The 26,635-nt window shown below is 71.6% G+C and carries 23 protein-coding genes; 6 read left to right on the top strand and 17 right to left on the bottom strand.

The window, feature by feature from the left end; translation table 11 throughout:
• Positions 1-118: 118 nt before the first annotated feature.
• Genes AB4091_RS15775 through AB4091_RS15730 form a run of 10 tightly spaced genes read right to left on the bottom strand, consistent with a single transcriptional unit; the run spans position 119 to position 9,302 of the window.
• Positions 119-1,699, bottom strand: a complete 1,581-nt coding sequence (locus AB4091_RS15775) for an NADH-quinone oxidoreductase subunit N (RefSeq protein ID WP_442292702.1) — start codon at positions 1,697-1,699, stop codon at positions 119-121.
• The gene (locus tag AB4091_RS15770; RefSeq protein WP_442292701.1) at positions 1,696-3,201 is read right to left on the bottom strand and encodes a complex I subunit 4 family protein; all 1,506 of its coding nucleotides are present in this window, start codon (positions 3,199-3,201) and stop codon (positions 1,696-1,698) included. The genes AB4091_RS15775 and AB4091_RS15770 overlap by 4 nt, the downstream gene beginning before the upstream one ends.
• Positions 3,192-5,093, bottom strand: a complete 1,902-nt coding sequence (locus AB4091_RS15765; protein ID WP_442292700.1) for an NADH-quinone oxidoreductase subunit 5 family protein — start codon at positions 5,091-5,093, stop codon at positions 3,192-3,194. Before AB4091_RS15765 ends, AB4091_RS15770 begins: the two co-directional genes overlap by 10 nt.
• On the bottom strand, positions 5,090-5,566 hold the full coding sequence (gene nuoK, locus AB4091_RS15760; protein ID WP_442292699.1) for an NADH-quinone oxidoreductase subunit NuoK: 477 nt from the start codon (positions 5,564-5,566) through the stop codon (positions 5,090-5,092). The genes AB4091_RS15765 and nuoK (AB4091_RS15760) overlap by 4 nt, the downstream gene beginning before the upstream one ends.
• The gene (locus tag AB4091_RS15755; RefSeq protein ID WP_442292698.1) at positions 5,563-6,117 is read right to left on the bottom strand and encodes an NADH-quinone oxidoreductase subunit J family protein; all 555 of its coding nucleotides are present in this window, start codon (positions 6,115-6,117) and stop codon (positions 5,563-5,565) included. Before AB4091_RS15755 ends, nuoK (AB4091_RS15760) begins: the two co-directional genes overlap by 4 nt.
• The gene (locus AB4091_RS15750; protein ID WP_442292697.1) at positions 6,114-6,728 is read right to left on the bottom strand and encodes a NuoI/complex I 23 kDa subunit family protein; all 615 of its coding nucleotides are present in this window, start codon (positions 6,726-6,728) and stop codon (positions 6,114-6,116) included. The genes AB4091_RS15755 and AB4091_RS15750 overlap by 4 nt, the downstream gene beginning before the upstream one ends.
• Before the next feature lie 21 nt (positions 6,729-6,749).
• Positions 6,750-7,715 carry an NADH-quinone oxidoreductase subunit NuoH gene (gene nuoH, locus AB4091_RS15745; RefSeq protein ID WP_442292696.1) on the bottom strand — a complete coding sequence of 322 codons (966 nt, stop codon included), beginning with the start codon at positions 7,713-7,715 and terminating at the stop codon, positions 6,750-6,752.
• A gap of 5 nt (positions 7,716-7,720) precedes the next feature.
• A complete protein-coding gene (locus AB4091_RS15740) occupies positions 7,721-8,284 on the bottom strand; it encodes an NADH-quinone oxidoreductase subunit C (protein ID WP_442292695.1) in 564 nt (187 codons plus the stop codon).
• Positions 8,281-8,943, bottom strand: a complete 663-nt coding sequence (locus AB4091_RS15735; protein ID WP_442292694.1) for an NADH-quinone oxidoreductase subunit B — start codon at positions 8,941-8,943, stop codon at positions 8,281-8,283. The genes AB4091_RS15740 and AB4091_RS15735 overlap by 4 nt, the downstream gene beginning before the upstream one ends.
• A complete protein-coding gene (locus AB4091_RS15730) occupies positions 8,943-9,302 on the bottom strand; it encodes an NADH-quinone oxidoreductase subunit A (RefSeq protein ID WP_386051183.1) in 360 nt (119 codons plus the stop codon). Before AB4091_RS15730 ends, AB4091_RS15735 begins: the two co-directional genes overlap by 1 nt.
• A gap of 213 nt (positions 9,303-9,515) precedes the next feature.
• Between AB4091_RS15730 and AB4091_RS15725 the strand changes: the two genes are divergently transcribed.
• The 6 genes from AB4091_RS15725 to AB4091_RS15700 all read left to right on the top strand — a co-directional run bounded on the left by AB4091_RS15725 (position 9,516) and on the right by AB4091_RS15700 (position 17,298).
• Positions 9,516-11,414 carry a 2-oxoacid:acceptor oxidoreductase subunit alpha gene (locus tag AB4091_RS15725; protein WP_442292693.1) on the top strand — a complete coding sequence of 633 codons (1,899 nt, stop codon included), beginning with the start codon at positions 9,516-9,518 and terminating at the stop codon, positions 11,412-11,414.
• A gap of 26 nt (positions 11,415-11,440) precedes the next feature.
• The gene (locus AB4091_RS15720; RefSeq protein ID WP_442293118.1) at positions 11,441-12,541 is read left to right on the top strand and encodes a 2-oxoacid:ferredoxin oxidoreductase subunit beta; all 1,101 of its coding nucleotides are present in this window, start codon (positions 11,441-11,443) and stop codon (positions 12,539-12,541) included.
• Entirely contained in the window at positions 12,538-13,527 is a 990-nt protein-coding gene (rarD, locus tag AB4091_RS15715; RefSeq protein ID WP_442292692.1) for an EamA family transporter RarD, read from the top strand. Before AB4091_RS15720 ends, rarD begins: the two co-directional genes overlap by 4 nt.
• A gap of 48 nt (positions 13,528-13,575) precedes the next feature.
• The gene (locus tag AB4091_RS15710; RefSeq protein ID WP_442292691.1) at positions 13,576-15,141 is read left to right on the top strand and encodes an MFS transporter; all 1,566 of its coding nucleotides are present in this window, start codon (positions 13,576-13,578) and stop codon (positions 15,139-15,141) included.
• A 340-nt stretch (positions 15,142-15,481) separates the two neighbouring features.
• Positions 15,482-16,894, top strand: coding sequence for a class II fumarate hydratase (locus tag AB4091_RS15705; RefSeq protein WP_442292690.1), 1,413 nt, complete (start codon positions 15,482-15,484; stop codon positions 16,892-16,894).
• Positions 16,895-16,989: 95 nt separating this feature from the next.
• Positions 16,990-17,298, top strand: a complete 309-nt coding sequence (locus AB4091_RS15700) for a hypothetical protein (RefSeq protein WP_442292689.1) — start codon at positions 16,990-16,992, stop codon at positions 17,296-17,298.
• Between the two features lie 13 nt (positions 17,299-17,311).
• On the opposite strand, the gene AB4091_RS15695 is transcribed toward AB4091_RS15700, so the two are convergent.
• The 7 genes from AB4091_RS15695 to nuoK (AB4091_RS15665) form a co-directional block, all read right to left on the bottom strand.
• The gene (locus AB4091_RS15695) at positions 17,312-18,643 is read right to left on the bottom strand and encodes a D-arabinono-1,4-lactone oxidase (protein WP_442292688.1); all 1,332 of its coding nucleotides are present in this window, start codon (positions 18,641-18,643) and stop codon (positions 17,312-17,314) included.
• Between the two features lie 4 nt (positions 18,644-18,647).
• The gene (locus AB4091_RS15690; protein ID WP_442292687.1) at positions 18,648-19,832 is read right to left on the bottom strand and encodes an alanine racemase; all 1,185 of its coding nucleotides are present in this window, start codon (positions 19,830-19,832) and stop codon (positions 18,648-18,650) included.
• A 244-nt stretch (positions 19,833-20,076) separates the two neighbouring features.
• Positions 20,077-21,096 (bottom strand): polyprenyl synthetase family protein, encoded by a 1,020-nt coding sequence (locus AB4091_RS15685; protein WP_442292686.1) that lies wholly within the window; start codon positions 21,094-21,096, stop codon positions 20,077-20,079.
• A gap of 34 nt (positions 21,097-21,130) precedes the next feature.
• On the bottom strand, positions 21,131-22,735 hold the full coding sequence (gene nuoN / locus AB4091_RS15680) for an NADH-quinone oxidoreductase subunit NuoN (RefSeq protein WP_442292685.1): 1,605 nt from the start codon (positions 22,733-22,735) through the stop codon (positions 21,131-21,133).
• A complete protein-coding gene (locus tag AB4091_RS15675; RefSeq protein WP_442293116.1) occupies positions 22,732-24,333 on the bottom strand; it encodes an NADH-quinone oxidoreductase subunit M in 1,602 nt (533 codons plus the stop codon). The genes nuoN and AB4091_RS15675 overlap by 4 nt, the downstream gene beginning before the upstream one ends.
• A gap of 8 nt (positions 24,334-24,341) precedes the next feature.
• The gene (gene nuoL, locus AB4091_RS15670; protein WP_442292684.1) at positions 24,342-26,327 is read right to left on the bottom strand and encodes an NADH-quinone oxidoreductase subunit L; all 1,986 of its coding nucleotides are present in this window, start codon (positions 26,325-26,327) and stop codon (positions 24,342-24,344) included.
• Positions 26,328-26,342: 15 nt separating this feature from the next.
• A complete protein-coding gene (nuoK, locus tag AB4091_RS15665; RefSeq protein ID WP_425582847.1) occupies positions 26,343-26,633 on the bottom strand; it encodes an NADH-quinone oxidoreductase subunit NuoK in 291 nt (96 codons plus the stop codon).
• Positions 26,634-26,635 lie beyond the last annotated feature (2 nt).

The raw sequence follows: 26,635 nt of genomic DNA, 5'->3' as shown, positions 1-26,635 counted from the left end.
TTGCGCCGGGCGCAACAGTGACGTGGCGTCCGCACGATGGGGTCGGCAACCCGGCGGGGGGGCGACGACGCGCGAGCAGGCCGGCGAGCCGATGCGGCCGCGAACGACCGCCCGACCCTCAGCCGAGCAGGCGCAGGAGCAGGTCGGGCTGCACGCTGACGACGACGAGCACGGCTGCAGCGAGTGCGAGCCCGGCCACGACGACCGGTCGGTGAGCAGCCACCTGGGCGTTGGCCCCCGGGCCGGTGCCCTCGACCTGCGTGGAGTCGGGCTCGGTGATGACCGCACGCAGCCAGCGAAGGTAGACGGCGACGCCGATGACGGCGTTGACGGCGGCGATGACGGCGAGCCACACCCAGCCCTCGGCGACGACCGGGCGCAGCGCGGTGACCTTGCCGACGAGGCCGATGATGCCGGGCGGCAGGCCCGCCAGCGAGGTCAGGGCGAGCACGAGTGCACCGGCCCGCCACGGGCTGCGCCGCCACAGCCCCTCGTAGGCCGCGAGGGTGCGGCCACCCGCGCGCTGGTCGCGCAGGGTCACGGCGACGACGGCGAAGGCGACGAGAGTGGCGACGACATAGGTCATCAGGTAGGTGGCGCTCGCGCCGACCCCGAGCGCCGAGATGCTGACGAGCGGCAGCACGACCCAGCCGGCCTGGGCGACGGTGGACCAGGCGAGCAGGCGCACGACGTCGTCCTGCCGCAGCGCCATCACGTTGCCGAGAGTCATGCTGAGGGAGGCGAGCACGGCGATCGCCACCAGCGCAGGGGTGCCGAGGACGGCCACCGCGCGCAGCACGACGAGCAGCGCCGCGAGAGCCGCGATCTTCGAGACCGTCGCGAGGAACGTCGCGACAGGCACCGAGGAACCGGAGTACGCCGTGGGCGTCCACGCGTGGAACGGCACGAGCGAGAGCTTGAAACCGACCCCGGCCAGGACGAGCACGGCGGCCAGCGACACCAGGCCGGAGGACACCGACGGCAGCACGACGCTTGACGGCCCGCCGGTCACCGCGAACGCCCCCGCCGACGACAGCGCGGCGTCGGGGGTCAGGAACGGGCTGCCCGTGGCGGCGAACCAGAGGGCCATGCCTAGCACGAGCAGGGCGAAGGAGACGAGCGAGGTCACGAGCAGCTGGGTCGCGCCGGCCGCGGAAGAGCGTCGCCCGGAGAGGGCGACGAGCGCGATGACGGGCAGCGTCGCCAGCTCGAGCGCGACGAGCCAGGTGCCGACGTCGCGGCTGGCTGCGACGACCACCGTGCCGGTGAGGGCGGCAAGGAGCAGCACCGCCTCGACCGGCTCGCGCGTGCTGTGCTCGGGACGTCGGCGTCGGGCCCGCGGCCACGCGAGGGCGATGCAGACGAGGGCCGAGACCGCCGCTGCGAGCTGCAGGGTGGAGCCCAGGGCGTCGGCCTGCCACAAGCAGACCTGGGGCAGTCCCTCGACACTGGGCAGGCTCCCGCCGCCCGCAGGCAGAGCCGTCGGGATGATGCAGAACGTCTCGCGGGTCGAGCCCCCACCGAGGGCCAGGCCCGGAAGCGTCGCGACCGCCGAACCGATCGCGGCAAGGCCCGCGATGCCCCACGGCAGCCGGCGGCCACGCGGAGCGAAGAGGTCGGCGACCAGGACGAGCACCAGGCCGACGACAGGCAGCAGGGCCGGCAGCAGGACGGCGTAGTCGATCGAGAGACCCTTCACGGCGCCACCCCCAGCCCGGCGAGCAGCCCCGTCGTGGCACTGTCGGAGAGGCCGAGCAGCAGGTGGGGCAGCACGCCGAGAGCGACGACGACCACGACGAGGGTCATCACGACCGCCCACCGGGCCCCCCGTGCGTCGCCGACCGGTTCAGCGGCGGCGCCCTCGGCGTGCTCGCTGCCCTCGCCGGCCCAGACGATGCGGGCGACCCTGAGCGCGTACGCGGCCGCGAGCGCCAGCCCCACGGCGCCGAGCACGACGCAGACCCGCAGCAGCGCTACAGGACGACCCGGCGCGGGCGACCAGGTGGCATACAGGGCGAGGAACTCACCCCAGAAGCTGACCAGGCCGGGCAGGCCCAAGGCGGCCGCGAGGCCGACGACGAGCGCCAGCCCGAAGCGGGGAGCCTTGTCGCGCAGAGCCGCTCGGGCGACCCGGAGGTCGGTCGAGCCCCACTGCTCCTTGAGGTCACCGACGACGAAGAAGAGCAGTGCCGCGACGACGCCGTGGGCGATGTTGCCGAAGAGGGCTGCCTGCAGCCCGGTCTCGCTTCCCGACGCGATGGCGAGCGCCACGAAGCCCATGTGCGCGACCGAGCTGTAGGCGATGAGGCGCTTGAGGTCGCGTTCCACGAGGCACGCGAGGCCTCCCCACAGGATGCCGACGACGCCCAGCAGCGCGAGCAGCGGGCTCAGCTCGGCGACCCCTCTGGGAACCGTCGCGACGGCGAGCCGCACGATGCCGTAGGTGCCCATCTTGAGCAGCACCGCGGCGAGCAGCACCGAGCCCGCGGTCGGCGCGATGGTGTGCGCGGACGGCAGCCAGGTGTGCAGCGGCCACAGCGGCACCTTGATCCCGAGACCGAGCAGCAGCACGGCCGCGATGACCACCTGCAACGACCGCGACAGGCCGGTGCCGTGTCGGGCGGCGAGGACGGCGAGGTCGCTCGTGCCCTGGTGGTGCACGAGCAGCAGGATGCCGACGAGCATCAGGGTCGAGCCGAGCACGGTGAAGAGCACGAAGCGACCGGCCGCGTCCGCTCGCGCCTCGTCGGGCACGTGGTCGTCGCCGAAGCGCCGCACGAGCACCCACATCGGCACGAGGACGACCTCGAAGGCGATGAAGAATAGGATCGCGTCGCGGGCGAGGAACGTCGCGAGCGCGCCGGTCTCGACGAGCAGGATGCAGCCGAGGAACGTCGAGCCGCTGCCGCCCTTGGGGATGGGGCCAGAGAGCGCGTGCGCGACGACGGCCACGGTGAGCAGGGCGGTCATCAGCACCAGCGCGGCCGAGATGCCGTCGACCCCGAAGTGCCAGCGCACGCCCAGCGCCCGGATCCACGGGACGTCGATCTCGTGGCGCCCCCACACGACGACGACGGCGAGCACCGCGGTGACGACCGTGGCGCCGAGGGCGATGCCGCGCTCGACGCGCGTCTCGCCGGGGATCGCGATGAGGGCGACGGCCCCGAGCAGCGGCAGCAGGAGCATGAGCGTCAGCGCCATGCGGTCACCCCCAGGATCGCGATGACGACGACGCCGCCGAGCAGCCCGAGCAGCGACAGGGACGGCACGGCGCGGTGGCTGCGCTCCCCTGCGCGCCCGGCCGCGCGGGCGACCGCTGCGGTGGCGCGGGGGTAGGCGTCGACGACGTCGCGGTCGAGCGCCACGACCAGACGGGCCAGCGCCGTGACGGCGCGTCCGACGCCGACGTATGCCGTGTCGGCACCGAAGCCCCGCACCGCCCGGTCGCGCAGCAGCCCGGGAACGCGGTCGGCGACGTCGGACCGGCCGCGGTCGCTCGCGACCCAGACGGCGGCCGCAGCGCCCACGACGAGAAGCAGGGAGAGCAGGGCGCTGAGCAGACCCACGTGCACCCCGCCGCGCAGGCTCGCCAGGAACAGGGTGGCGACCACGGTGAGGGCTGCCAGCACCACGACGACGAGGGCCGCCGGGAAGGTGATCGGTGAGTGGCCGTGCGCGTGGACGCGCTCGACCTCGGCGTCGTCGGCGCTGTCGGCGACGGTGACGACGGCGACCTGCTCCTCGGCGATGACCGGGGCGTCCGGGACGTCCGGCGGGTCGACGGCCAGGGGCGTGTCGAGCAGCAGCCAGGCGCGGGCGCAGTAGGCGGCGGTGAGGGCCACCGTGACGAAGAGCGCGATGGTCACGACGAGTGCCCCCGCGCCGCTGCCCTCGAGTGCAGCGTCGATGACGGTGTCCTTGGTGAAGAAGCCAACCAGCGGAGGCACCCCGGCCAGTGCTGCCAGGCCGATCCCGGTCGCCCAGCGCAGGGCCCCGGTGGGACGCAGCCGACCGCGCAGCGCGGCCAGGGCCGTGGCCCCTCCGAGGACCGACAGCCAGCCCGCAGCGAGGAAGAGCAGCGCCTTGAAGAAGGCATGGCCGAGGAGGTGCGAGATGCCGGCACCCGGTCCGAGCTCGGCAGGCGCGGCGGCCAGAGCCGACAGCATGATCGCGATCTGGCTCAGCGTGGAGTACGCCAGCATCCGCTTGAGATCGGTCTGCACGAGGGCGAGCAGGGCTGCATACACCATCGTCACGGCGGCGAGCACCGCCAGCAGCAACCGGGCGCCGTCGTGCTGGGCGTACAGCGTGAAGAGCCTGGCGACGAGGTAGGTGCCGGCCGCGACCATGGTGGCCGCGTGGATCAGGGCCGAGGCCGGGGTGGGGCCCTCCATGGCGTCGGGAAGCCAGTCGTGGAAGGGGACGAGGCCAGACTTGCCCGCCACGCCGACGGCGACGCCGACGAGCCCGATGGTCAGGGCCGTGTCGTGCCCCGACGCCGTGAGCACGGCCATCAGGTGGGTGCTGCCGGCGCGCACGGAGAGAGCCACGAGACCGACCACCATGCCGATGTCGGCGACGCGCGTGACGAGGAACGCCTTGTAGGCGGCGCGACGGGCTGCGGGTCGCTCGCTGTCGTGGCCGATGAGCAGCCACGAGCACCAGCCCATGATCTCCCAGCCGACGAGCATGAGCACGAGGTCGCCCGCCTGGACGAGCAGCAGCATGCCGGCGGCGAAGAGCGACACGGTGGCGGCGAAGCGGCCGTAGCGCGGATCGTCGCGGAGGTACCAGACGGTGAAGACCTGGATCGCGAGCACGACGAGGGCCACGACGAAGGAGACGAGGCCCGAGACGCGGTCGGACAGCAGGTGCAGCGGCACGGCCAGGCCGCCGCCGAGCGGGAGGCTGCCGAGCGTTTCGATGTCGGCGGTGCGCGCCGGAGCGACCCACTGGATGAGGCCGAGCACCATGACGTACGCCGACACCGAGACCGCGACCGCCGCGGACACCGCACGCCGGCGGTGGGCCAGCAGCCCCACCAGGCCGGCCAGGGCGGGGAGCACGACGATCATCCGCACGATCCAGCTCACGAGGCCCCCTCCCCCGACCGGGCCGGTTGGGGCGTTGCGCCGGCCCGCTCGTCCTCGCCCTCGGGGGCGTCGGCGGGTGCGTCTTCGTTGTCGTGCTCCGGCTCGTCGGCCGTCGTGGCGTCGTCGATGTCGCTGCCGTAGTCGGGGTCGTGGGGCTCGCCGGGGTCTTCGGTGAGGTCGGGCACGGCCGTGAGGTCGATGTGCCCGGCCCGACGGAACAGCACCAGGATGATGGCGAGGGCCACGGTGATCTCGGCGGCCGCGATGGTGATGACGAAGAGGGTGAGCACCGCACCGGCCGAGAAGGGCGCGCCGGGACGCGAGCCGGCCGTGACGAGAAGCAGGTTCGCGGCGTTGAGGATCAGCTCGACGCCGATCAGCACGAGCACCGCGTTGCGACGCGCGAGCACGCCGTAGACGCCGATGCCGGCGAGCAGGGCCACGAGGGCGCCCGGGAGCGCGAGGTGGATCACCGGCGGGCGCCTTCGCCTCGGCGGGAGGCGGCGGCCGGGTCCTCGCGGTCCAGCACGAGCCGGGACACGGCGAACGCGCCGACGAGCGCGACGAGGAGCAGCACCGAGAGCAGCTCGAAGGGCCAGACCCAGGTGCCGAAGACCGCTTGGGCGATGCGTGGCGTCGTGGCCGACGGGGCGTCGAGGTCGGCGGTCGCGCCAGAGAGGAGTGGGAGCAGGAGGGACGCGAGCAGGACGGTGGTCGCCGCCCCGAGCAGCGCGCCGGCCGCACGCTGCCACCGAGGCGTGTCGATCTCGGCGTGCGGGCCGATGGGGGCGCGGGTGAGCATCAGGGCGAAGAGCACGAGCACGACGATCGCGCCGACGTAGACGAGCAGCTGCACGAGACCGACGAGCTCCTGGCCGAGCACGAGGTAGGCGCCGGCCAGCGAGCCGAGCGACACGAGCAGCCACAGGGCGGCGTGCACGACGTGCTTCGTGGTCACCGAGAGCAGGGCAGAGAGGGCGGTCACGGCGCCGACGGCGACGAAGACGATGTCGCGGGTCGTCACTCGCCAGTCTCCTCGGGGCGTACGCGTGCGGGCCGGGTCGCGGGGCGCTCGGCACGCGTACGGGCGGGTGTGCTGGGTGCACCTGCAGCTGCACCGGCCGCGCCGCGTGGGGGCTTGGCCGCGGCCGTCACCTCGGCCGGGTCGACGCTGCCGGGGTCGAGGGCCGGGGGCGGGGGCACGGTGGCCATCCAGGCGCCGAGCCGGCCCTTCTCGTGGAGCAGGTCGCGGATGTCGACCTCGGCGTACTCGAACTCGGGGCTCCAGTGCAGGGCGTCGAACGGGCAGACCTCGATGCAGATGCCGCAGTACATGCACAGTGAGAAGTCGATGGCGAACCGGTCGAGCACGTTGCGCTGTCGCGCGCGGCCACCGGGCGTCGTCGGCGGCAGCTCCTCCTTGTGGGAGTCGATGTAGATGCACCAGTCGGGGCATTCACGCGCGCACAGCATGCAGGAGGTGCAGTTCTCCTCCGTCAGCGCGATGACCCCGCGCGAGCGCGGCGGCAGGGCCGGCGCGACGTCGGGGTACTCGGCCGTGTGCGTGTGCCGCGTCAGCGACCTCGCCGTCGTGGCCAGGCCCTTGACCAGCCCGGGCAGGATGCCGTCACCCACGTGCGTTCACCGTCCTCGTGCTCATCGGGGGAACACCACCACGCCGACGGCGGTGAGGGCGAGCTGGAAGAGCGCCAGCGGGACCAGCCAGACCCAGGCGAGTCGCTGCAGCTGGTCCTCGCGCATGCGCGGCCACGAGACGCGGAGCCAGATCACGACGACGGCGACGAGGAAGCCCTTGAGCAGGGTCCACACCCAGCCGACCCACTGCTCGAAGGGGCCGTGCCAGCCACCGAGGTAGAGCACCGCGAAGAGCAGCGACATGACGACGATGCCGGCGTACTCGGCCAGCAGGAAGAAGGCGAAGCGCAGCCCGGTGTACTCGGTGAAGGCCCCGAAGACGATCTCGGAGTCGGCGAGTGGCATGTCGAACGGCGGCCGTTGCAGCTCGGCGAGGGCAGCCACGAGGAAGACAACGGCACCGGGCAGCTGCCACAGCAGCCACCACGGGTTCCAGGCGTTGCCGATGCCGACGAGCGAGAGGGTGCCTGCCGCGAGCGCCACCGACGCGACGGCGAGGACCATCGGCAGCTCGTAGGACACCAGCTGGGCGGCGGCTCGCATCGCGCCGAGGAGGGAGTACTTGTTGGCCGAGGCCCACCCCGCCATGAGCGTGCCGATGATGCCGACGCCGATCACGGCGAGGACGAGCACGACGCTGGCCTCGACCGATGCCCCGACGACCCTCGGCGAGAGCGGGATGACCGCGAGCGCCACGAGGTACGGGATGAGCGCCACGAAGGGCGCGAGCCGGAAGACCCGGCGGTCGGCCCGGGCGGGCGTGATGTCCTCCTTCTGGACGAACTTCACCCCGTCGGCCACGAGCTGCGCCCAGCCGTGGAAGCCACCGGCATACATCGGCCCGAGGCGTCCCTGCATGTGGGCCATCACCTTGTGCTCGGTCTGGCCCACGAGGAGCGGCAGCACGAGGAAGGCCACGAGCACTGCCGCGGCGCGCAGCACGACCTCGAGCCACGGTGCGAGCACAAGGTTCATCTCGGGCCCCACTCGGGCCCAGGCACCCCGGGCGCCTGGACCCGGCGCCGGCCGGGGGCCCGCGCGGAGTCGTGCCCCTCGCCGGGCTCCTTGGCCCCCGGCCAGGCCTTCGAGGCGCGAGCGGCGAGCACGAACGACTTGCGCAGCGGAGTGCCCTCGAAGCCCTCGGGCAGCAGGAGCGGTCGCAGCCCCAGACCGGTGCCGTCGTCGAAGCCGTCGAAGTCGATGCCGAACATCTCGTGCGTCTCGCGCTCGTGCCAGGCCGCACCCCGGAAGATCGCGGTCAGCGACGGCACCGGCAGGCCCTCGGGGGCACGGGTGCGCACGATCACCGACGGCAGCCGGCCCCGCTCGCGGGTGTCGACGAGGTGGCACACGACGTCGAAGCCGGGCGTGTCGCGCTCGTCGGCCGAGTCGCCACCCCCGCCGCCCTCGCTGCCGCGGTCGGTCTCGTCGACGGCGGTCAGCCAGTCGAAGTAGCGGTAGCCCTCCTCGCGGAGCGCGAGCACGGTGCTCGACCACTCACCGAACGGGACGTCACGCACGCCGGTGACCTTCACCGGTCACCGCTCCCGGCCACGGCACCACGCTGCAGCAACGGACGACGGACGTCGCCGGCGCTCCCGACCCGCGTGCCGGCATACCTGCCCTTGAGCTTCTGCGTGGACAGGCGCTCGCTCGCGATCTGCTCCTGGAGGCGGATGATGCCGTGCAGCAGGGCCTCGGGGCGCGGCGGGCAGCCGGGCACGTAGACGTCGACGGGCACGATCTGGTCGACGCCCTTGGTCACCGAGTAGGAGTCCCAGTAGGGACCGCCGGAGTTGGAGCAGGCGCCGAAGGAGATGACGTACTTCGGCTCGGGCATCTGGTCGTAGAGGCGGCGGATGGCCGGCGCCATCTTGTCGGTGACGGTGCCCGACACGACCATGAGGTCGGCCTGGCGCGGGCCGGGCGCGAACGGGATGACGCCGAGCCGGATGAAGTCGTGGCGGCCCATCGACGCGGCGATGAACTCGATGGCGCAGCAGGCGAGCCCGAAGTTGAAGACCCACAGGGAGTAGCGCCGCCCCCAGTTGAGCACGACCTTGACCGGCTTGGGTGCGTGAGCGCCGAGCACGCCCATCGACGCCGGACCGACGGTCGGCATCGGGAGGTCGACGGGCCGGCTGGGGTGGCCGGCACTGCTGGGGTGGCCGGCGCTGCTGGGGTCGCTCGCCATCACACCCACCTCAGCAGTCCGCGGCGGGCGGCGTGGGCCAGGCCCAGCACGATGACGCCGATGAAGACGGCCATCTCGACGAGGCTGGCCCGGCCGAGGTCGGCGTCGCGGATCACCGTCGCCCACGGGAAGAGGTAGACGGCGTCGACCGCGAAGACGACGTAGAGGAAGGAGAAGACGAAGTAGCGAACCTTCGTCTGCGCCCAGCCCTCGCCGACGGGGTCGACGCCCGACTCGTACGTGGTCAGCTTGGCCGCGTGCGGGGCGCGCGGAGCCAGCAGGCGCCGGGCGACCATCGCGGCCGTGACGAGCAGGACGCCTGCCCCCAGCACCGCTGCGACGGCGAGGTACCCGGACATGTCGGCCAGCCTATCCATGCCCGGTCCCCGTATGCCGTGTGGTCGCGGCGCGGTCCACGGGCCGTGACGAGGCGGGCGGGTGTCGAGACTCCGTGATGTCCACGTGATGACAAGTGCGCAAAGTTGAACAAGGCACGAACTAGCATGGAAATTGCCCGCCGCAAAGGGCTCCGGGCAGGCAATCCGTAGGGAAGTTCGAGGACGACTCAGAGCATGAGCACCAAACTGGTCCAGAAGCTCGATCGCGTGGTCATCCGATTCGCCGGCGACTCCGGTGACGGCATGCAGCTGACCGGTGACCGCTTCACGTCACAGACCGCCCTGCTGGGCAACGACCTGTCGACGCTGCCGAACTTCCCCGCCGAGATCCGCGCACCCCAAGGCACCCTGCCGGGCGTGTCGAGCTTCCAGCTGCACTTCGCCGACCACAACGTGCTCACGCCGGGCGATGCCCCCGACGTGCTCGTCGCGATGAACCCGGCGGCGCTCAAGGCCAACCTGCGTGACCTGCCCCGCGGCGCGACGATCATCGTCAACACCGACGAGTTCACCAAGCGAAACCTGTCCAAGGTCGGCTACGCCGAGAGCCCGGTCGACGACGGCTCGCTCGAGAGCTACCACGTGCACCCGGTGGCGCTCACCTCGATCGCGGTCGAGGCGCTCGCGGCGTTCACCGACCTGACCCGCAAGGAGAAGGAGCGCGCCAAGAACATGTTCGCGCTCGGCCTCCTGTCGTGGCTCTACACGCGACCCATGGACGGCACCGAGGCGTTCCTCAAGGCCAAGTTCGCCGACAAGCCGGAGATCCTCGAGGCCAACCTCGCCGCGCTGCGCGCCGGGTTCAACTACGGCGAGACCACCGAGGACTTCGCTGTCGCCTACGAGGTCGCCCCGGCCACGATGCCCGCCGGCACCTACCGCAACGTCACGGGCAACGTCGCGCTGTCGCTCGGGCTCGTCGCGGCGGCCCACCGGGCGCACCTGCCGCTCTTCCTCGGCAGCTACCCGATCACGCCGGCCTCCGACATCCTGCACACGCTGGCCGGGCTGAAGCGCTACGGCGTCGCGACGATGCAGGCCGAGGACGAGATCGCCGGCGTGGGCGCGGCGCTCGGTGCCAGCTTCGGCGGCGCGCTCGGCGTCACCACGACCTCGGGCCCCGGCCTCGCGCTCAAGGCCGAGACGATCGGCCTGGCCGTGTCGCTCGAGCTGCCGCTCATCGTCTGCGACATCCAGCGCGGTGGCCCGTCCACCGGGCTGCCCACCAAGACCGAGCAGGCCGACCTGCTCCAGGCCCTCTTCGGCCGCAACGGCGAGTCTCCGGTCGCGGTCGTCGCACCGTCGACGCCCGCCGACTGCTTCGACATCGCGGTCGAGGCCGTCCGCATCGCGACGACCTACCGCACACCCGTCATCGTCCTGTCCGACGGCTACCTCGCCAACGGTTCCGAGCCGTGGCGGCTGCCGCGCACGGGCGAGCTGCCCGACATCGCAGTGGAGTTCGCGACCGAGCCCAACGCGACCGACGAGAAGGGCCAGCCCGTCTTCCACCCGTACCTGCGCGACCCGGAGACGCTCGCGCGGCCGTGGGCGATCCCCGGCACGCCCGGCCTCGAGCACCGCGTCGGCGGCATCGAGAAGGCCGACGTCACGGGCAACATCTCCTACGACCCCGACAACCACGACCACATGACGCGGCTGCGCCAGGCGAAGATCGACGGCGTCGCCGACACGATCGCCCCGCTCGAGGCCGACGACCCCACCGGCGACGCCGACGTGCTCGTGCTCGGCTGGGGCTCGACGTTCGGCCCGATCGCCGCCGCGGTGCGCCTCGCCCGCGACGCCGGCGCCCGCGTCGCGCAGGCGCACCTGCGCCACCTCAACCCGTTCCCCGCCAACACCGGCGAGGTGCTGCGCCGCTACGAGCGCGTCATCGTGCCCGAGATGAACCTCGGCCAGCTCGCGCTGCTGCTCCGCGCCAAGTACCTCGTCGACGTCGAGTCGCACACGTCCGTCAGGGGCCTGCCCTTCCAGGCGGGCGAGCTCGCCGGCGTCATCTCGGCCGCCGTCGCCTCCCTCAGCGACGCGCACCTGAAGGAGACCGCCCAGTGACCACCGACCTGCCCGTCGAACTCGGTATGCCGCTCAGCTCGTCGGGTGCTGCGGGTGCCCTTGCTGCCCCGGGCGTCAACGGCACCGCCGGCGTGCCGCGCCTCGCGGACGGCACCGCCCTGACGAAGAAGGACTTCACCTCCGACCAGGAGGTGCGCTGGTGCCCCGGGTGCGGCGACTACGCGATCCTCGCCGCCGTCCAGGGCTTCCTGCCCGAGCTCGGGCTCAAGCGCGAGAACATCGTCTTCGTCTCGGGCATCGGGTGCAGCTCGCGCTTCCCGTACTACCTCGACACCTACGGCATGCACTCGATCCACGGGCGCGCCCCGGCCATCGCGACCGGCCTGGCAGCGACGCGCGAGGACCTCTCGGTCTGGGTCGTGACCGGTGACGGCGACGCCCTGTCGATCGGCGGCAACCACCTCATCCACGCGCTGCGGCGCAACGTCAACCTCAAGATCCTGCTCTTCAACAACGAGATCTACGGCCTGACCAAGGGGCAGTACTCCCCCACGTCGCACGTCGGGCAGGTCACGAAGTCGACGCCGCTGGGCTCGCTCGACACGCCCTTCAACCCCGTGTCCCTCGCGCTCGGCGCCGAGGCCAGCTTCGTCGCGCGCACCATGGACTCCGACCGCCAGCACCTCACCGGCGTGCTCCGTGCCGCCGCCGAGCACCGCGGCGCTGCCCTCGTCGAGATCTACCAGAACTGCCCGATCTTCAACGACGGCGTCTTCGACGTGCTCAAGGACCGCACTGAGGCCGCCGCGCGCATCCTGCACCTCGCCGACGGCGAGGAGGTCGCGGCCGGCGACAACGTCGTGGTCCGTGACGACCGCGGCGCGCTCGCCGTCGTGGCCCGCGCCGACGCCGACCCTGCCCGCATCGTGCGTCACGACGTGTCCGCGCAGGACCCCTCCGCCGCGTTCGCCCTCTCGCGTCTCGACAGCCCCGACCTCGGGCACGTGCCGATGGGCATCTTCCGCAACGTGCAGCGCCCCACCTACGACGACGCACTGCGCGAGCAGATCGCCTCGGCCCGCACCAACGAGATCACCGACGCCGACATCGACGCCCTGCTCGCGGGGCGCGACACGTGGACCGTCGGCATCCCGGCGGGTTCGTGACCTCCACCGACCAGTTCTCCACCCGATCTGCAGCACCTGGCTCGCCCGGGCGCACGCCCCACGGCGAGGTCAGACGCGGCACCCTGCTCGGCTTCGCGGCATACGGCATCTGGGGGGTCTTCCCGCTCTACTTCGACGCCCTCAAGCCCGCGGGGGCGTGGGAGATCCTCGCCCACCGCATCCTCTGGACCCTGCTCTTCTGCGTCGTGCTGCTGCTCGTCGGGCGCGACGTCGACTGGGTGCGGCCGCTCCTGCGGCGGCCACGCCTGCTCGCCGGCACGGCGGTCGCGGCCGTGCTCATCGCCGTCAACTGGGTGGTCTACGTCGGGGCCGTGACGTCGGGCAACACCTCCGAGGCCGCGCTCGGCTACTTCCTCAACCCGCTCGTCACCGTCGCGCTCGGGGTGGTCGTCCTCGGCGAACGGCTTCGCTGGATGCAGTGGGTCGCAGTTGGCATCGGTTTCGTCGCGGCGGCCTTCCTCGGCATCGTCGGTGGGCGCGTGCCGTGGGTCGCGCTCACGCTCGCGTGCTCGTTCGCGCTGTACAGCCTCACCAAGAAGAAGGTCGGCGTCAGCCTCGACGCCCTGCACGGCCTGACCGTCGAGACGGTGGTGCTCGCCCCCGTCGCCGTCGTGCTGCTGCTCGTCGTGTCGGCGCAGGGCGGTCTGGAGTTCGGCCGCCACGGCGGTGTGCACACCTCCCTGCTCGTGCTCTCCGGTGTCGTCACCGCCGTGCCGCTGCTGTGCTTCGCGGCGGCCGCGCGACGCATCCCCCTGGTCACGATCGGCCTCATCCAGTTCTTCACGCCCGTGATGCAGCTGCTGTGCGCGGTGCTGCTGCTCGGCGAGCACCTGCCGCGCGAGCGGTGGATCGGCTTCGGCATCGTCTGGCTCGCGCTCGCGGTACTCACCGTCGACTCCCTCGTGAGCCTCCGGGGTGCACGGGCCGCGCGGCGCGACCTGCCGGTGGACGACTGCCCGCGTTGAGGCTGTCCTCCGGGCTCATGCGGGCGCCGGCGGTGACAGACTGCTGACGTGAGCGACCTCGCCCTCGGCTCCCGCACCGGACGGTTCGTCATCGCAGCCGCCGTGCTCGGGTCAGGAATGGCCCTGCTCGACGGCACCGTCGTCAACGTGGCGCTCGTGCGCATCGGCGAGGAGCTCGGCGCCGGCATGAGCGACCTGCAGTGGATCACCAACGGCTACCTGCTCGCCCTCGCCTCACTCATCCTGCTCGGCGGCTCGCTCGGCGACCGCTTCGGCCGGCGCCGGGTGTTCGTCATCGGCGTCACGTGGTTCACCCTCGCCTCGGCGGCGTGCGGGGTCGCCCATTCTCCGGGCCAGCTCGTCGTCGCGCGCGTTCTCCAAGGTGTGGGCGGTGCACTGCTGACCCCCGGCAGCCTCGCCATGATCCAGTCGTCGTTCCGGCCCGGCGACCGCGGCAAGGCGATCGGAGCGTGGTCGGGTCTCGGCGGGATCGCCTCTGCCGCTGGACCCTTCGTCGGTGGGTGGCTGGTCCAGTACGCCAGCTGGCGGTGGGCCTTCCTCGTCAACGTCCCGCTCGGCATCGCGACCGTGTGGATCGCCCAGCTGCACGTTCCGGAGACCCGCGACGAGCGCGCCGACCACCACTTCGACGTGCTCGGCGCCGTTCTCGCCACGCTCGCCCTCGGCGTCACGACCTTCGCCCTCATCCAGCACGAGGCGCTCGGGGTAGCGGCCACGATCGGCGTCCTGGCGCTCGGGCTCGCCGTCGGGGCGGCCTTCGTCGTGGTGGAGCAGCGGCGACCGCACCCGATGGTGCAGCCGTCCCTCTTCGCCTCACGCCAGTTCAGCGCCGCGAACGCGATGACCCTGCTCGTGTATGCCGCCCTGGGCGCTGTCTTCTTCTTCCTGACCCTCCAGCTGCAGACGGTGCTCGGCTACGGGCCGATGCTCGCCGGGATGGCGTCACTGCCCGTCACGATCCTCATGCTCTTCCTCGCCTCGCGTGGGGGCGAGCTCGCGTCTCGCATCGGCCCGAGGCTGCCGATGACGCTCGGCCCGGTCGTGTGCGGCGTCGGCACGGTGCTCCTGGCCGGGGTCGGGTCGGGGTCGAGCTACTGGCTGGGCGTGCTGCCGGGCATCACCGTCTTCGGGCTCGGCCTCGTGCTGCTCGTCGCGCCTCTCACCGCCACTGTCCTCGCCGCCGCTCCCGACCGGTATGCCGGCGTCGCCAGTGGCGTCAACAACGCGGTGGCACGCGCCGGGAGCCTCCTCGCCGTCGCTGCCCTGCCGGCCGCGGTCGGGCTGAGCGGCACCGACTACGCCGACCCGCGGGCGTTCTCGTCGGCCTACCGCGCGGCGATGCTGCTCTGCGCGGTGCTGCTCGTTGCCGGCGGAATCGTCTCGTGGCTGCTCATCCGCAATCCGGTGGCCGCGCCGGCCGAGCCCGCCCGCCGGCCGGCCCCTGCCCAGGAGGGACCCGCGGGGGCGCAGGTCGCGGGGCCCGCCGGACGGCATACGCGACCGGTGCAGTCGGGCTGGTCGTGCGCCGGGTCGGAAGGCTGCCCGGGAACGAGCCATCGCCACGACGACCTCGCCTCGACCCACCGACCCTGAGTCCCGTACACGGCAACCGTGGCAACGCGACCCGCGCCTCCACCCAGCTTGTCGACGACCGCCGCGTCACTGTTGCACCCCACGCAACACTGACGTAGCCGCCGGGAAGCACCGCCCGCCGGGTGACCAGACGCCCCGCCTACGTCACTGTTCCACCCCACGCACCACTGACGTAGCCGCCGGGAAGCACCGCACGCCAGGTGACCACACACCGCGCCTTCGTCACTGTTGCACCCCGCGCAACACTGACGTGGTGCTCGCCAGCGTGGTGTGCCCTCTCCCGACCTCACCCTCGGGCGCCGAGCGACAACACCCGCCGCCGGGCGCGCATGATGGGGGCATGAGCGACGTCGCAGCGACAGGCTTCCGGACCGAGCACGACTCGATGGGCGAGGTCCAGGTGCCCGTCGACGCCCTCTGGGGCGCCCAGACGGCGCGGGCCGTCGAGAACTTCCCGATCAGCGGTCAGCCGGTGCCGGCCGGGGTGGTCCATGCACTCGCCCAGCTCAAGGCCGCCGCGGCTGAGGTCAATGCCGACCTTGGTGTGCTCGACGGCGAACGTGCTGCCGCCATCGCCGCTGCCGCTGGCGAGGTCGCGGCCGGCGACCACGACGACGAGTTCCCGGTCGACGTCTTCCAGACCGGTTCGGGCACCTCGACGAACATGAACGTCAACGAGGTCGTCGCGCGCATCGCGCACCTGTCCAGCGGCCTCGACATCCACCCGAACGACCACGTCAACGCGGGCCAGTCGAGCAACGACACCTTCCCGAGCGCCCTGCGCATCGCCGCCACGACGGCCGCCGTCTCGGACCTCGTGCCTGCACTCGAGCACCTCGCAACGGCGCTGGGCCGCAAGAGTGCCGAGTTCGCCGACGTCGTCAAGGCAGGTCGCACCCACCTCATGGACGCCGTGCCGGTCACCCTCGGCCAGGAGTTCGGCGGCTACGTGCGGCAGGTCGAGCTCGGCGCCAGCCGCGTGCGCACCGCGGCCGACGCGACGAGCGAGCTCCCGCTCGGCGGCACGGCTGCGGGGACCGGGCTCAACGCGGCCCCGGGCTTCGCCCGCAAGGTCATCGAGCGTGTCGCGGCGGTCACCGGGATCCCGTTCCGCGAGGCCGTCGACCACTTCGAGGCCCAGTCCGCACAGGACGCGGTCGTCGAGCTGTCGGGGGCGCTCAAGGTCGTCGCGGTCAGCCTGACGAAGATCTGCAACGACCTGCGGTGGATGAGCTCCGGCCCGCGCACCGGCCTCGGCGAGATCCACCTGCCCGACCTGCAGCCGGGGTCGAGCATCATGCCCGGCAAGGTCAACCCGGTCGTCCCCGAAGCGACCCTCATGGTGTGCGCGCAGGTCATCGGCAACGACGTCGCCATCACGACGGCCGGGGCCGCCGGCAACTTCGAGCTCAACGTCATGCTGCCGGTCATGGCCAAGAACGCGCTCGAGTCGATCGGCCTGCTCGCAGCGACGTCACGTCTGCTCGCCGACCGGTGCGTCGACGGCATCACGGCCGAGGTCGAGCACGCCCGTGCGCTCGCAGAGGGCTCCCCCTCGATCGTCACCCCCCTCAACCGCTACATCGGCTACGAAGCGGCAGCCGCAGTCGTCAAGCGGGCGGTCAAGGAGCGCCGCACGATCCGCGAGGTCGTCATCGACCAGGGCCACGTCGCGGAGGGCAAGCTCACTGAACAACAGCTCGATGAGGCGCTCGACGTGCTCTCGATGACCCGCCCCGACAGCAGCGTCTGACGTCGAGAGGCCGCGCAGGCCGCGCGTAGCCGAGCTCGCTCCCTGTCCACCGTAGAGGCAGCCCCGCCGACACCGGCCCGGGCTACGCTCGCACGATGACGCTGGACGACGTGGACGCGTACCTCGACACCCTCGAGGGGTGCCGGGCGCGCACGGTCGACGGGCGCCGTGCGTGGTACGTCGACGGCCTTCTCGTCGCGCGAGCGGACGCGCCGGGAACCCTGCTGGTCCGACTCGGCGGGGCCGAGCGCGAGCGTCTCGTGACGGCATACCCCGGCACCTTCGGCGTCCCGCCCGGCTGGGAGGCGCACGCCAAGGTGCAGGCCGACCTCTCGGGCGACGCCGACGCCGTCCGCGACGCCCTGCACCGGGCGTGGCAGGGACAGCGCGCGGCCCGCGCCTGAGTCAGCGCGTGACTCAGGCGCCGAGCGCGCGCTCGAGGTAGGGGTTGCCGAAGAGCCGGTCGGGATCGACGCGGTCGCGCACGGCGACGAAGTCGTCGAAGCGGGGGTAGACAGAGCGCAGGTAGTCGGCGTCGCGGGTGTGCAGCTTGCCCCAGTGCGGACGCCCACCGTGCTCGGTGGCGATCGCCTCGAAGGCGTCGAAGTAGGCGCCCCTGCCCTGCCGGTGGTACTTGTGGATCGCGATGTAGCAGCTGTGGCGCTCGTACGCGGTCGAGAGCCACACGTCGTCGGCGGCGGCGACGCGGCACTCCACCGGGAACGAGATCTGCTCGTCGTGGGAGTCGACCCAGGCGCGCAGCTCGAGCAGCACGTCGCGCAGGGCGGCCCGCGGGAAGGCCCACTCGGACTCCATGAAGCGGACCTCGCGCGCCGTCACGAAGACCTTGTGCGAGCTGTCGGTGAACTGACGCTCGCTGAGGGCTCGCGACGCGATCGCGTTGATGCCGCGCGTCGATCGGGGCAGCCGGGTCGCCACGCGGTTGGTCAGCTCGAAGAACCGGTTGCTGAGCAGGTCGTCGTCGAGCCTCTCGCGCCAAGCCGGGAGCGGTCGCCTGGCCGTGCCCTCGGGCACGCGGTTGTTGCGCTTGGTCAGCGTGCGGTCGGTGTGCGGGAACCAGTAGAACTCGAAGTGGTCGTTGGCCTCGGCCGAGACGTCCGCGTGCTCGAGCACGTCGAGAAGCGACTCAGGGCGCTCGACGGCGTGGAGCAGGAACGCCGGCACGACGGCCACGGTGATCTCGGTGACGATGCCCAGGGCGCCGAGCCCGAGCCTGGCCGCCTGGAAGAGCTCCGGCTCGTGCGACGGTGAGCACTCGACGACGGACCCGTCGGCGAGGACGAGTCGCAGCGCACGGATGCCGGCCGAGAGCCCGGTGAGGCGCAGGCCCGTGCCGTGCGTGCCGGTGGCGATCGCGCCGGCGAGGCTCTGTCGGTCGATGTCGCCGAGGTTGGGCAACGCGTAGCCGAAGGCAGCCAGCTCGTCGTTGAGGACGTGCAGCGGGGTGCCGGCCCGGACGGTGGCCTCGCCGCGGGTCGAGTCGATCGACGTGACCCCGGTGAGCGCGCCGAGTCGAAGCTGCACACCGTCGGTGACGCCCACACCGGTGAAGGAGTGCCCGGCCCCGATCGCCTTGACTCGCAAGCCGTTCACGCGTGCCCGGGACAACTCGTCGACGACCTCGGCCTCACTGCGCGGCGTCGCCACCCTCGCCAGCCTCGAGGTCTCGGTGCCCGACCAGTTGGTCCACTCGATGCTGCCGACGACGCCGCCCTTCGCCACGCTCACGCTCTCAGCCAAAACACTGTCCTTCACCACGGTAGGTCGCCGCTCGTCCGACGACACGGTCGCCTCCGTCGCTGCTGACGAGCGCGAACTCCATGAACCGCTCGGCCAGCTCCCCTGCCTTGGCGTGCCGGAACCATATCCGATCTCCCAGTGAAAGCCGGTCGGCCCCCGGTCCGGTCAGCGGGGTCTGCACCTCGCCGGCGCCCTCGCGGCGCACGAGCGACAGGCCCTGGTCGGGCAGAGGGCTCGGCACCCGCGACCAGCCGGGTTGGCCCGAGGCGATGTAACCGCCGCCGTATGCCGTCACGATCCCGTCGGAGGGCCGACGCACCACCGGCGCCGCGAAGTACGCCGCGGGGCGCAGGGCGAGGTCGTCGTAGCCGTCGAAGAGGGTCGGGGCGTAGAGGCCGGAGCCTGCAGCGAGCTCGGTGAGGGCGGGGTCGAGGTGCGTGACGTGCAGGCTGCCGGTGCCTCCGCCGTTGACGACCTCGAGGTCGGCGAGAGCCTTGGCCGCAGCGACGACGTCGCTGCGGCGCGAGAGGAGCTCGTTGGCCGAGACCTTCTTCATCCGGCGCACTGCAGGCGATGAGTCCGGCAACCCGGCAATCTGGGCGTCGTAGAACATCAGGCCGGCGACGACGAGTCCGCGCTCCTGGGCTCGGCGGATGACGGTCTCGACGTCGTCCGGGGTGCGGGTCGGCGAGCGGCGCACCCCCATGTGTGCCGGCCCGACCCGCAGCGACGCGTCGACGTCGACAGCCACGCGCAGGCCCTCGTGACCCGCCACCTCGCGGGCCAAGAAGTCGACGTGCTCGACGCTGTCGATCATCAGGACCACGGCGCGCTTGAGTGCGGGGTCGGAGGCGAGATCGGTGAGCGCCGGAACGTCGACGCTCGGGTAGGCCACGAGCAGGTCGTCGTGCCCGTCGCGGGCCCACCACAGGGCCTCACGCACGGCGTAGCACATCAGGCCTGCAAAGCCGTCGTGCCCGAGGGCGCGCTCGATGAGCGTCCGGGAGCGCAACGACTTGGTGGCGATGCGGATCGGTAGTCCGCCCGCCAGCGACACGAGGGTCGTCGCGTTGGCGTCGAACGCGTCGAGGTCGACGACGGCGAGCGGAGCGGGCAGGTCTGCGGTCGCCGCGGACAGACTGGCTGCCGTCCGCGTCGGAGGGGTGCGACGGGGCATCCCCGCACCCTACCGAGCGTCACCTCCCGTACAGCCGCTCGGGCGCCCCCGTCTCACGAACGCACCTGCGTGGGGAAGTGAGCACTCGACGCCAAGGTCTGGTCGAGTGCCCATCTTCCGACGACGACACACGTAGGAAACTAAGCACTCGACGCCCAGGTCTGGTCGAGTGCCCAGCTTCCGACGATGTCACGCGTCGGGAAGTGGGCACTCGATGCAGAGCTCACACCGCGGGGTGCGTTGGTCAGCCGACGCGGTCGACGACGCTGAGGGCCAGGGCCTGCAGGGCCGCCTTGGCGTCGCTGTCGGGCAGCGGGTCGAGGAGTGCCTGCGCCTCGCGAGCGACGGCGTACGTCTCCTCGCGGGCCCGCTCGAGCGCGGGGTGCGCGCGCAGCAGGTCCAGGGCCTGGGCCACGGCGGCCTCGTCGGCCGACAGGTCGCTGTCGAGCAGTGCGAGCAGCCGGGCGTCGGTCGTGTCGGACGGGTCGGCCATGGCGCGGAAGCGAAGCACGGCCAGTGTGTCGACGCCTTCGCGCAGGTCGGTGCCCGGCACCTTGCCGCTCGCGTCGGAGTCGGACGCGATGTCGATCAGGTCGTCGGCGAGCTGGAAGGCGACGCCGACCTTCTCGCCGTAGGCCCGCATGGTCTCGACCGACTCAGGCGAGCCGCCGCTGAACATCACTCCGTAGCGGCCCGCGGTGGCGATGAGCACGCCGGTCTTGTCGGCCAGCACGCCGAGGTAGTAGTCGACCGGGTCGACGCCCTCAGGACAGGCCCGGTCGTCGCGGATCTGCCCCGAGCACAGCCGCACGAACGTCTGGGCCTGGATGAGGACCGCCTCGGCGCCGAGTCCGGCGACGAGCTCGGACGCCTTGCCGAAGAGCAGGTCGCCGACGAGGATCGCCGTCGAGTTGTCGTAGGCCGCGTTGACCGAGGCGACCCCTCGGCGCACGGCAGCCTCGTCCATGACGTCGTCGTGGTAGAGCGACGCGAGGTGCGTGAGCTCGACACCCGCAGCGGCCGCGACGACGTCGTCGTTGATGCCGTCGCCGAGCTCGGCGGCGAGCAGCGTCAGCAGCGGCCGGAACCTCTTGCCGCCCGCCTCGACCAGGTGCCCGGAGGCGCCGGCGATGAAGGGGTCGTCGTGGTCGACGACCTGCGTCAGCAGCGCGTCGACGCGAGCGAGTCCGTCACGCAGGCGGGCCGACAGCTCGTCGGTGGCCCCGGGGATCCCGAGGACGGGCGGGGTGGCGTGCGTCGTCATCGCACCTCGAGGGCACGCACGGGCGTAGCGGCCGTCATCGGACGAACTGCGAGGCCCGGTCGGCCAGGTCGAGCAGCGCCGACGGCAGGATGCCGAGCGCGAGCGTGACGAGCGTGCCGATGGCGATCGAGAAGGTCGTCGACACCGACGGCGTCACGACCTCGACGGCGTCGTCGGGCGCGTCGCTGAAGAACATCAGCACGATGACGCGCGCGTAGACGAAGACCGTGATCGCGCTGCAGACGACGCCGACGACGGCCAGGACGGTGCCGGTGGCGCCGCCCGTGCCGATCGCGGCCGAGAACACCGCGAACTTCGAGACGAAGCCCGAGGTCAGCGGGATGCCGGCGAACGCGAGCATGAGGAACGCGAACGCGCCGGCCACGACCGGGTAGCGCTTGCCGAGCCCCGCCCACTGCGACAGGTGCGTCGCCTCGGCGCCGTTCTGGCGCACGAGGGAGACGATGGCGAAGGCCGCGATCGTGGAGAAGCCGTAGGCGACGAGGTAGAAGAGCACGGCACCGACGGCCTTGCGGTCGAAGGCGAGCACGCCGACGAGGATGAAGCCCGCGTGGGCGATCGAGGAGTACGCGAGCAGGCGCTTCATGTCGGTCTGGGTGACCGACAGGACGGCGCCGACGACCATCGTCAGCAGGGCGACGAGCACGAGGGCGTTGGTCCACTCCCAGCGGCCGGTGTCGAGGCCGACGTACGCGAGGCGCAGGATCGCGCCGAACGCCGCCGCCTTGGTGCACGCGGCCATGAAGCCGGTGACCGGGGTGGGCGCACCCTGGTAGACGTCGGGCGTCCACGCGTGGAACGGCACCGCACCGACCTTGAAGAGCAGGCCGACGAAGACGAGGAAGGCGCCGGGCACGAGCAGGCCGTTCATCGCCAGCGGACCGCTCGCGATGGCCTTGGACAGGTCACCGAAGTAGACCGAGCCGGCGTAGCCGTAGAGCAGGGCGGTGCCGAAGAGGAAGAAGGCCGAGCTGAACGCGCCGAGGAGGAAGTACTTGAGCGAGGCCTCCTGCGAGAGGAGCCGGCGCCGACGGGCGAGGCCCGAGAGGATGTAGAGCGGCAGCGAGAGCACCTCGAGCGCGACGAACATGCCGATGAGGTCGTTCGTCGTCGGGAAGAGCATCATGCCGAAGATCGCGAACATGGTCAGCGGGAAGACCTCGGAGGTCAGCGCGCCGGCGCGAGCCGCGGCCGTCTCGTTGGCCGAGCCCGGCGTCGACGCGCCGCTCGGTGTGAAGGCGTCGGGACCGGTGCCACCGAAGCGCTCGGCCATCGTCAGGACACCCAGCACACCCATGAGCAGGATCGTGCCCTGCATGAACAGGGCCGGGCCGTCGACGGCCAAGGCGAACATCTGGCGGCTGGTGGCGCCGTCGCCCAGGCCCATGGTGACGCCCTGGTGCCCGGACGCGGGGATGATCGACGCGGCGGCCGCGAGCAGTCCGACGACGGCGAGCCCGACCTGGATCGTGTGACGCCGCTCGCGCGGCGCGAACGCCTCGACGAGCACGCCCACCAACGCGACGCCGAAGACGATGAGCAGCGGCAGGATCGCGAGGTAGTCGACGTTCGACGGCTGGAACGCTGCGGGCAGCGCCAGCGGAGCGACGGCAGTCACTTCGAGCTCCCTTCGGCCAGGGTGCCGGCCGGGTTGAGGTTCGGAATGGCTTTCTGGACGTGCGACAGGGTCTGGTTGACCGCCGGGTTGATCACGTTGAGCGCGATGTTCGGCAGGAAGCCGAGCACCAGGAACGCGGCGATCAGGGGCGCGGCGACGACCTTCTCGCGCGTCGTCAGGTCACGCACGGCGGTGAGGCCGCGGCGGGCCGGCTCGTCGAGACGGTCGTGCTCGCGGGTGCCCACGAGACCCTCGGGCTTCGGGCCGGTCATGACCTTCTTGACCATGAGCAGGATGTAGAGCGCCGCGAGGATGATGCCGGCCGTCGAGATGACGGCGGCCACCGGCTGGGTCGGGAAGCTGCCCACGAGCACCGTGAACTCGGAGACGAAGCTCGCCAGACCCGGCAGCCCCAGGCCCGAGAGGCCCGCGACGAGGAAGATGCCCGCGAGTGCCGGGGTGATGCGCTGCCAGCCGCCGAAGTCCGGGATGCGCTTGCTGCCCCGACGGCGTACGAGCATCGCCGCGAAGAGGAACAGGGCCGCCGTCGAGAAGCCGTGGTTGACCATGTAGAGCGTCGAGCCCGCGTGGCCCACGTTGGTGAACGCGAAGATGCCCAGGACGATGAAGCCGAAGTGGCTCACCGACGTGTAGGAGACCAGGCGCATCATGTCGGTCTGGCCGATCGCGAGCAGCGCGCCGTAGATGACTGACACGACCGCGAGCACGACCACGACGGGGGTCGCCCACTGGCTCGCCTCGGGGAAGAGCTGGAGGCAGAACCGGATCATCCCGAACGTGCCGACCTTGTCGAGCACGCCGACGAGCAGGGTCGCCGTGGCCGGCGACGACTCGGTGGCGGCGTCGGGCAGCCACGTGTGGAACGGCACCATCGGCGCCTTCACCGCGAAGGCGAAGAAGAAGCCGACGAAGAGCAGCCGCTCGGTGGTCGGGTCGAGCGAGAGACCGGTGAGGCGCTCGATGAGGAAGCCGTCGCTGCCGCCCGGGCCCTGCAGGTAGAGGGCGATGACGGCGACGAGCATGATCAGGCCGCCGGCCAGCGAGAAGAGCAGGAACTTCATCGCGGCGTACTGCCTCCGCGCACCGCCGAAGCGGCCGATGAGGAAGTAGACCGGGATGAGCATGGCCTCGAAGAAGACGTAGAAGAGGAACACGTCGGTGGCTGCGAAGACCCCGACCATGAACGTCTCGAGCACGAGCAGCAGCGCGAAGTAGGTCTTGGTTCGCTGGGCGCCGCGCGGACCGGCCTCCTCGGGCACGTCGCGCCAGGCCGCCAGCAGGCAGATCGGCGTGAGGACGAGCGCCATCAGGATGAGCACGAGCGCGATGCCGTCGACGCCGAGCGAGTAGCTGACGCCGAACTGCGGGATCCACGAGTGCTGCTCACCGAGCTGGAACTGGGTCTTCGCGCCGCGGTCGAACTGCGTCGCGGCGACGATGCCCACGACGAGCGTGACGAGGGAGAACCCGAGCGCCATCCGCTTGGCGTTCTCGGCGCTGCCCGGCACGAAGGCGACGAGGAGCGCGCCGACGAGCGGGATCAGCCCCACGATCGTCAGCCACGGGACGCTGGACATGGTCGTCATCAGGAGATCACCCACAGTGCACCGAGGATGGCGACGACACCGGCGAGCATCGTCAGGGCATAGGAACGCGCGAAGCCGTTCTGCAGCTTGCGCAGGCGTGAGCTCGTGCCGCCCACGAGGGCGGCGAGCCCACCGGCCGCACCGTCGACGCCCTTGCTGTCGGCGAAGACGAGCGAGCGCGTGAGGTGGATGCCGGGTCGCATGAGGAGGGCCTCGTTGACCTGGTCCTGGTAGAGGTCGCGGCGCGCCGCCTGCGTCAGCAGGTTGCCGGCGGGGACCGTCACCGCCACCTCGTCGCGCCAGTAGCGCAGCCACGCGAACGCGACACCGCCGGCGACGAGGATGAGCGTCAGTGCCATCAGCACCGGCACCGCGATGACCGGGTGGGCACCCTCGGGCTCGGCGCCGGTGACCGGCTCGAGCCAGGAGGTGAACAGGCCCGTCGGGCCGATGATGAGGCCGAGGAAGGCCGAGCCGACGGCGAGCACCATCATCGGGACGGTCATGAGCTTGCCCGACTCGTGCGGGTGGACGTCGTCGGTCCAGCGCTTCTTGCCGTGGAAGGTCATGAAGAACAGGCGCGACATGTAGAACGCGGTGATGCCGGCGCCGATGAGCGTCGCGAGGCCGAAGACCCACGGCCGCCAGCCCTCGCCGATGAACGCGGCCTCGATGATCTTGTCCTTGGACCAGAAGCCGGAGAACGGGGGCACGCCGAGGATGGCGAGCCAGCCGAGGGCGAAGGTCGCCCACGTGATCTTCATGGCGCCCGACAGGCCACCGAAGCGGCGCATGTCGACCTGGTCGTTCATGCCGTGCATGACCGAGCCGGCCCCGAGGAACATCCCGGCCTTGAAGAAGCCGTGCGTGAGCAGGTGGAAGATCGCGAACACGTAGCCGACCGGGCCGAGACCGGCGGCCAGCATCATGTAGCCGATCTGGCTCATCGTCGAGGCGGCGAGGGCCTTCTTGATGTCGTCCTTGGCGCAGCCGACGACCGCCCCGAAGAGCAGCGTGATGGCGCCGACGATGACGACGACGAGCTGGGCGGTCGGGGCGGACTCGAAGATCGGCGCGGAACGCACGACGAGGTAGACGCCCGCGGTGACCATGGTTGCGGCGTGGATCAGCGCCGACACCGGCGTCGGGCCGGCCATGGCGTCACCGAGCCAGCTCTGCAGCGGGAACTGGGCGGACTTGCCGCACGCACCGAGCAGCAGCATCAGCCCGATGGCCGTCATGAAACCCTGGTTGGCGTTGCTGCCGGCCGCACCGAGCACGGTGGCGAAGTCGACCGCGCCGAAGTGGAAGAACATCACCATGATCGCGATCGACAGGCCGAAGTCACCGACCCGGTTGGCGACGAAGGCCTTGTTGGCGGCGGTCGCGTAGGCCGGGTTCCAGTTCCAGAAGCCGATGAGCAGGTACGACGCGAGACCGACGCCCTCCCAGCCGACGTAGAGCAGCAGGTAGGAGTTGGCCAGGACGAGCAGGAGCATCGCCGCGACGAAGAGGTTGAGGTAGGCGAAGAAGCGCCGCTTGTCGGGGTCGTGCTCCATGTACCCGAGGGAGTACACGTGGATCAGCGAGCCGACGAAGGTGATGAGCAGCACGAAGGTCATCGACAGCTGGTCGACGAGCAGCCCCGCGCTCACCTTGAACGCGCCGGCAGCGACCCAGTCGAACATGTCGATGCCGACGGCGCGGTCCTCGGCACCACGGCCGAGCATCGAGAGGAAGACGACCGCGCCGACGACGAAGGCACCCCAGGAGAGGCAGGTCGCGAGCACGGGCCCGAACCGGTCGGTGCGGCGGCCGCCGAGGAGGAGGATCGCGGCGCCGAGCAGCGGCAGCGCGACGAGCAGCCACGCGTATGCCGTCACCCCGGTCGCGGCGTGCGCCTCACCTTCGTGCGCGGCGAGCCCCGCGGCATACGTGCTCAGCGTGCTCGGCGAGCTCGCGAGCGTCTGGACGAGAGTTCCCATTCTGGACGGCGCTCCTTACAGCTTCAGCAGGTTGGCGTCGTCGACCGAGGCCGACCGGCGGGCGCGGAAGATCGCCATGATGATGGCGAGGCCCACGACGACCTCCGCGGCGGCGACGACCATGACGAACAGGGCCATGACCTGCCCGTCGAGGGCGCCGTGCATCCGGGAGAAGGTGACGAGCGCGAGGTTCGTCGCGTTGAGCATGAGCTCGACGCCCATGAAGACGATGATCGCGTTGCGTCGCAGCAGCACGGCGGCCGCACCGATCGCGAACAGCAGCACCGCGAGGTAGACGTAGTGCATGG

The organism is Terrabacter sp. 2RAF25, assembly GCF_052115265.1.
GTDB lineage: Bacteria > Actinomycetota > Actinomycetes > Actinomycetales > Dermatophilaceae > Terrabacter.
The sequence above is the reverse complement of the archived record's forward strand: the minus strand, read 5'-3'. Positions and strand labels throughout refer to the sequence as shown.

Excerpts from the sequence above, each read along its gene's own strand:
- AB4091_RS15770 (WP_442292701.1), bottom strand. The coding sequence starts at position 3,201 with ATGGCGCTGACGCTCATGCTCCTGCTGCCGCTGCTCGGGGCCGTCGCC.
- AB4091_RS15675 (WP_442293116.1), bottom strand. The coding sequence starts at position 24,333 with ATGTCCAGCGTCCCGTGGCTGACGATCGTGGGGCTGATCCCGCTCGTC.
- nuoL (WP_442292684.1), bottom strand. The coding sequence starts at position 26,327 with ATGGGAACTCTCGTCCAGACGCTCGCGAGCTCGCCGAGCACGCTGAGC.
- AB4091_RS15735 (WP_442292694.1), bottom strand. The coding sequence starts at position 8,943 with ATGGCGAGCGACCCCAGCAGCGCCGGCCACCCCAGCAGTGCCGGCCAC.
- AB4091_RS15685 (WP_442292686.1), bottom strand. The coding sequence starts at position 21,096 with ATGACGACGCACGCCACCCCGCCCGTCCTCGGGATCCCCGGGGCCACC.
- AB4091_RS15720 (WP_442293118.1), top strand. The coding sequence starts at position 11,441 with ATGCCGCTCAGCTCGTCGGGTGCTGCGGGTGCCCTTGCTGCCCCGGGC.
- AB4091_RS15705 (WP_442292690.1), top strand. The coding sequence starts at position 15,482 with ATGAGCGACGTCGCAGCGACAGGCTTCCGGACCGAGCACGACTCGATG.
- AB4091_RS15690 (WP_442292687.1), bottom strand. The coding sequence starts at position 19,832 with ATGCCCCGTCGCACCCCTCCGACGCGGACGGCAGCCAGTCTGTCCGCG.
- AB4091_RS15700 (WP_442292689.1), top strand. The coding sequence starts at position 16,990 with ATGACGCTGGACGACGTGGACGCGTACCTCGACACCCTCGAGGGGTGC.
- AB4091_RS15730 (WP_386051183.1), bottom strand. The coding sequence starts at position 9,302 with ATGTCCGGGTACCTCGCCGTCGCAGCGGTGCTGGGGGCAGGCGTCCTG.
- nuoK (WP_425582847.1), bottom strand. The coding sequence starts at position 26,633 with ATGCACTACGTCTACCTCGCGGTGCTGCTGTTCGCGATCGGTGCGGCC.
- AB4091_RS15725 (WP_442292693.1), top strand. The coding sequence starts at position 9,516 with ATGAGCACCAAACTGGTCCAGAAGCTCGATCGCGTGGTCATCCGATTC.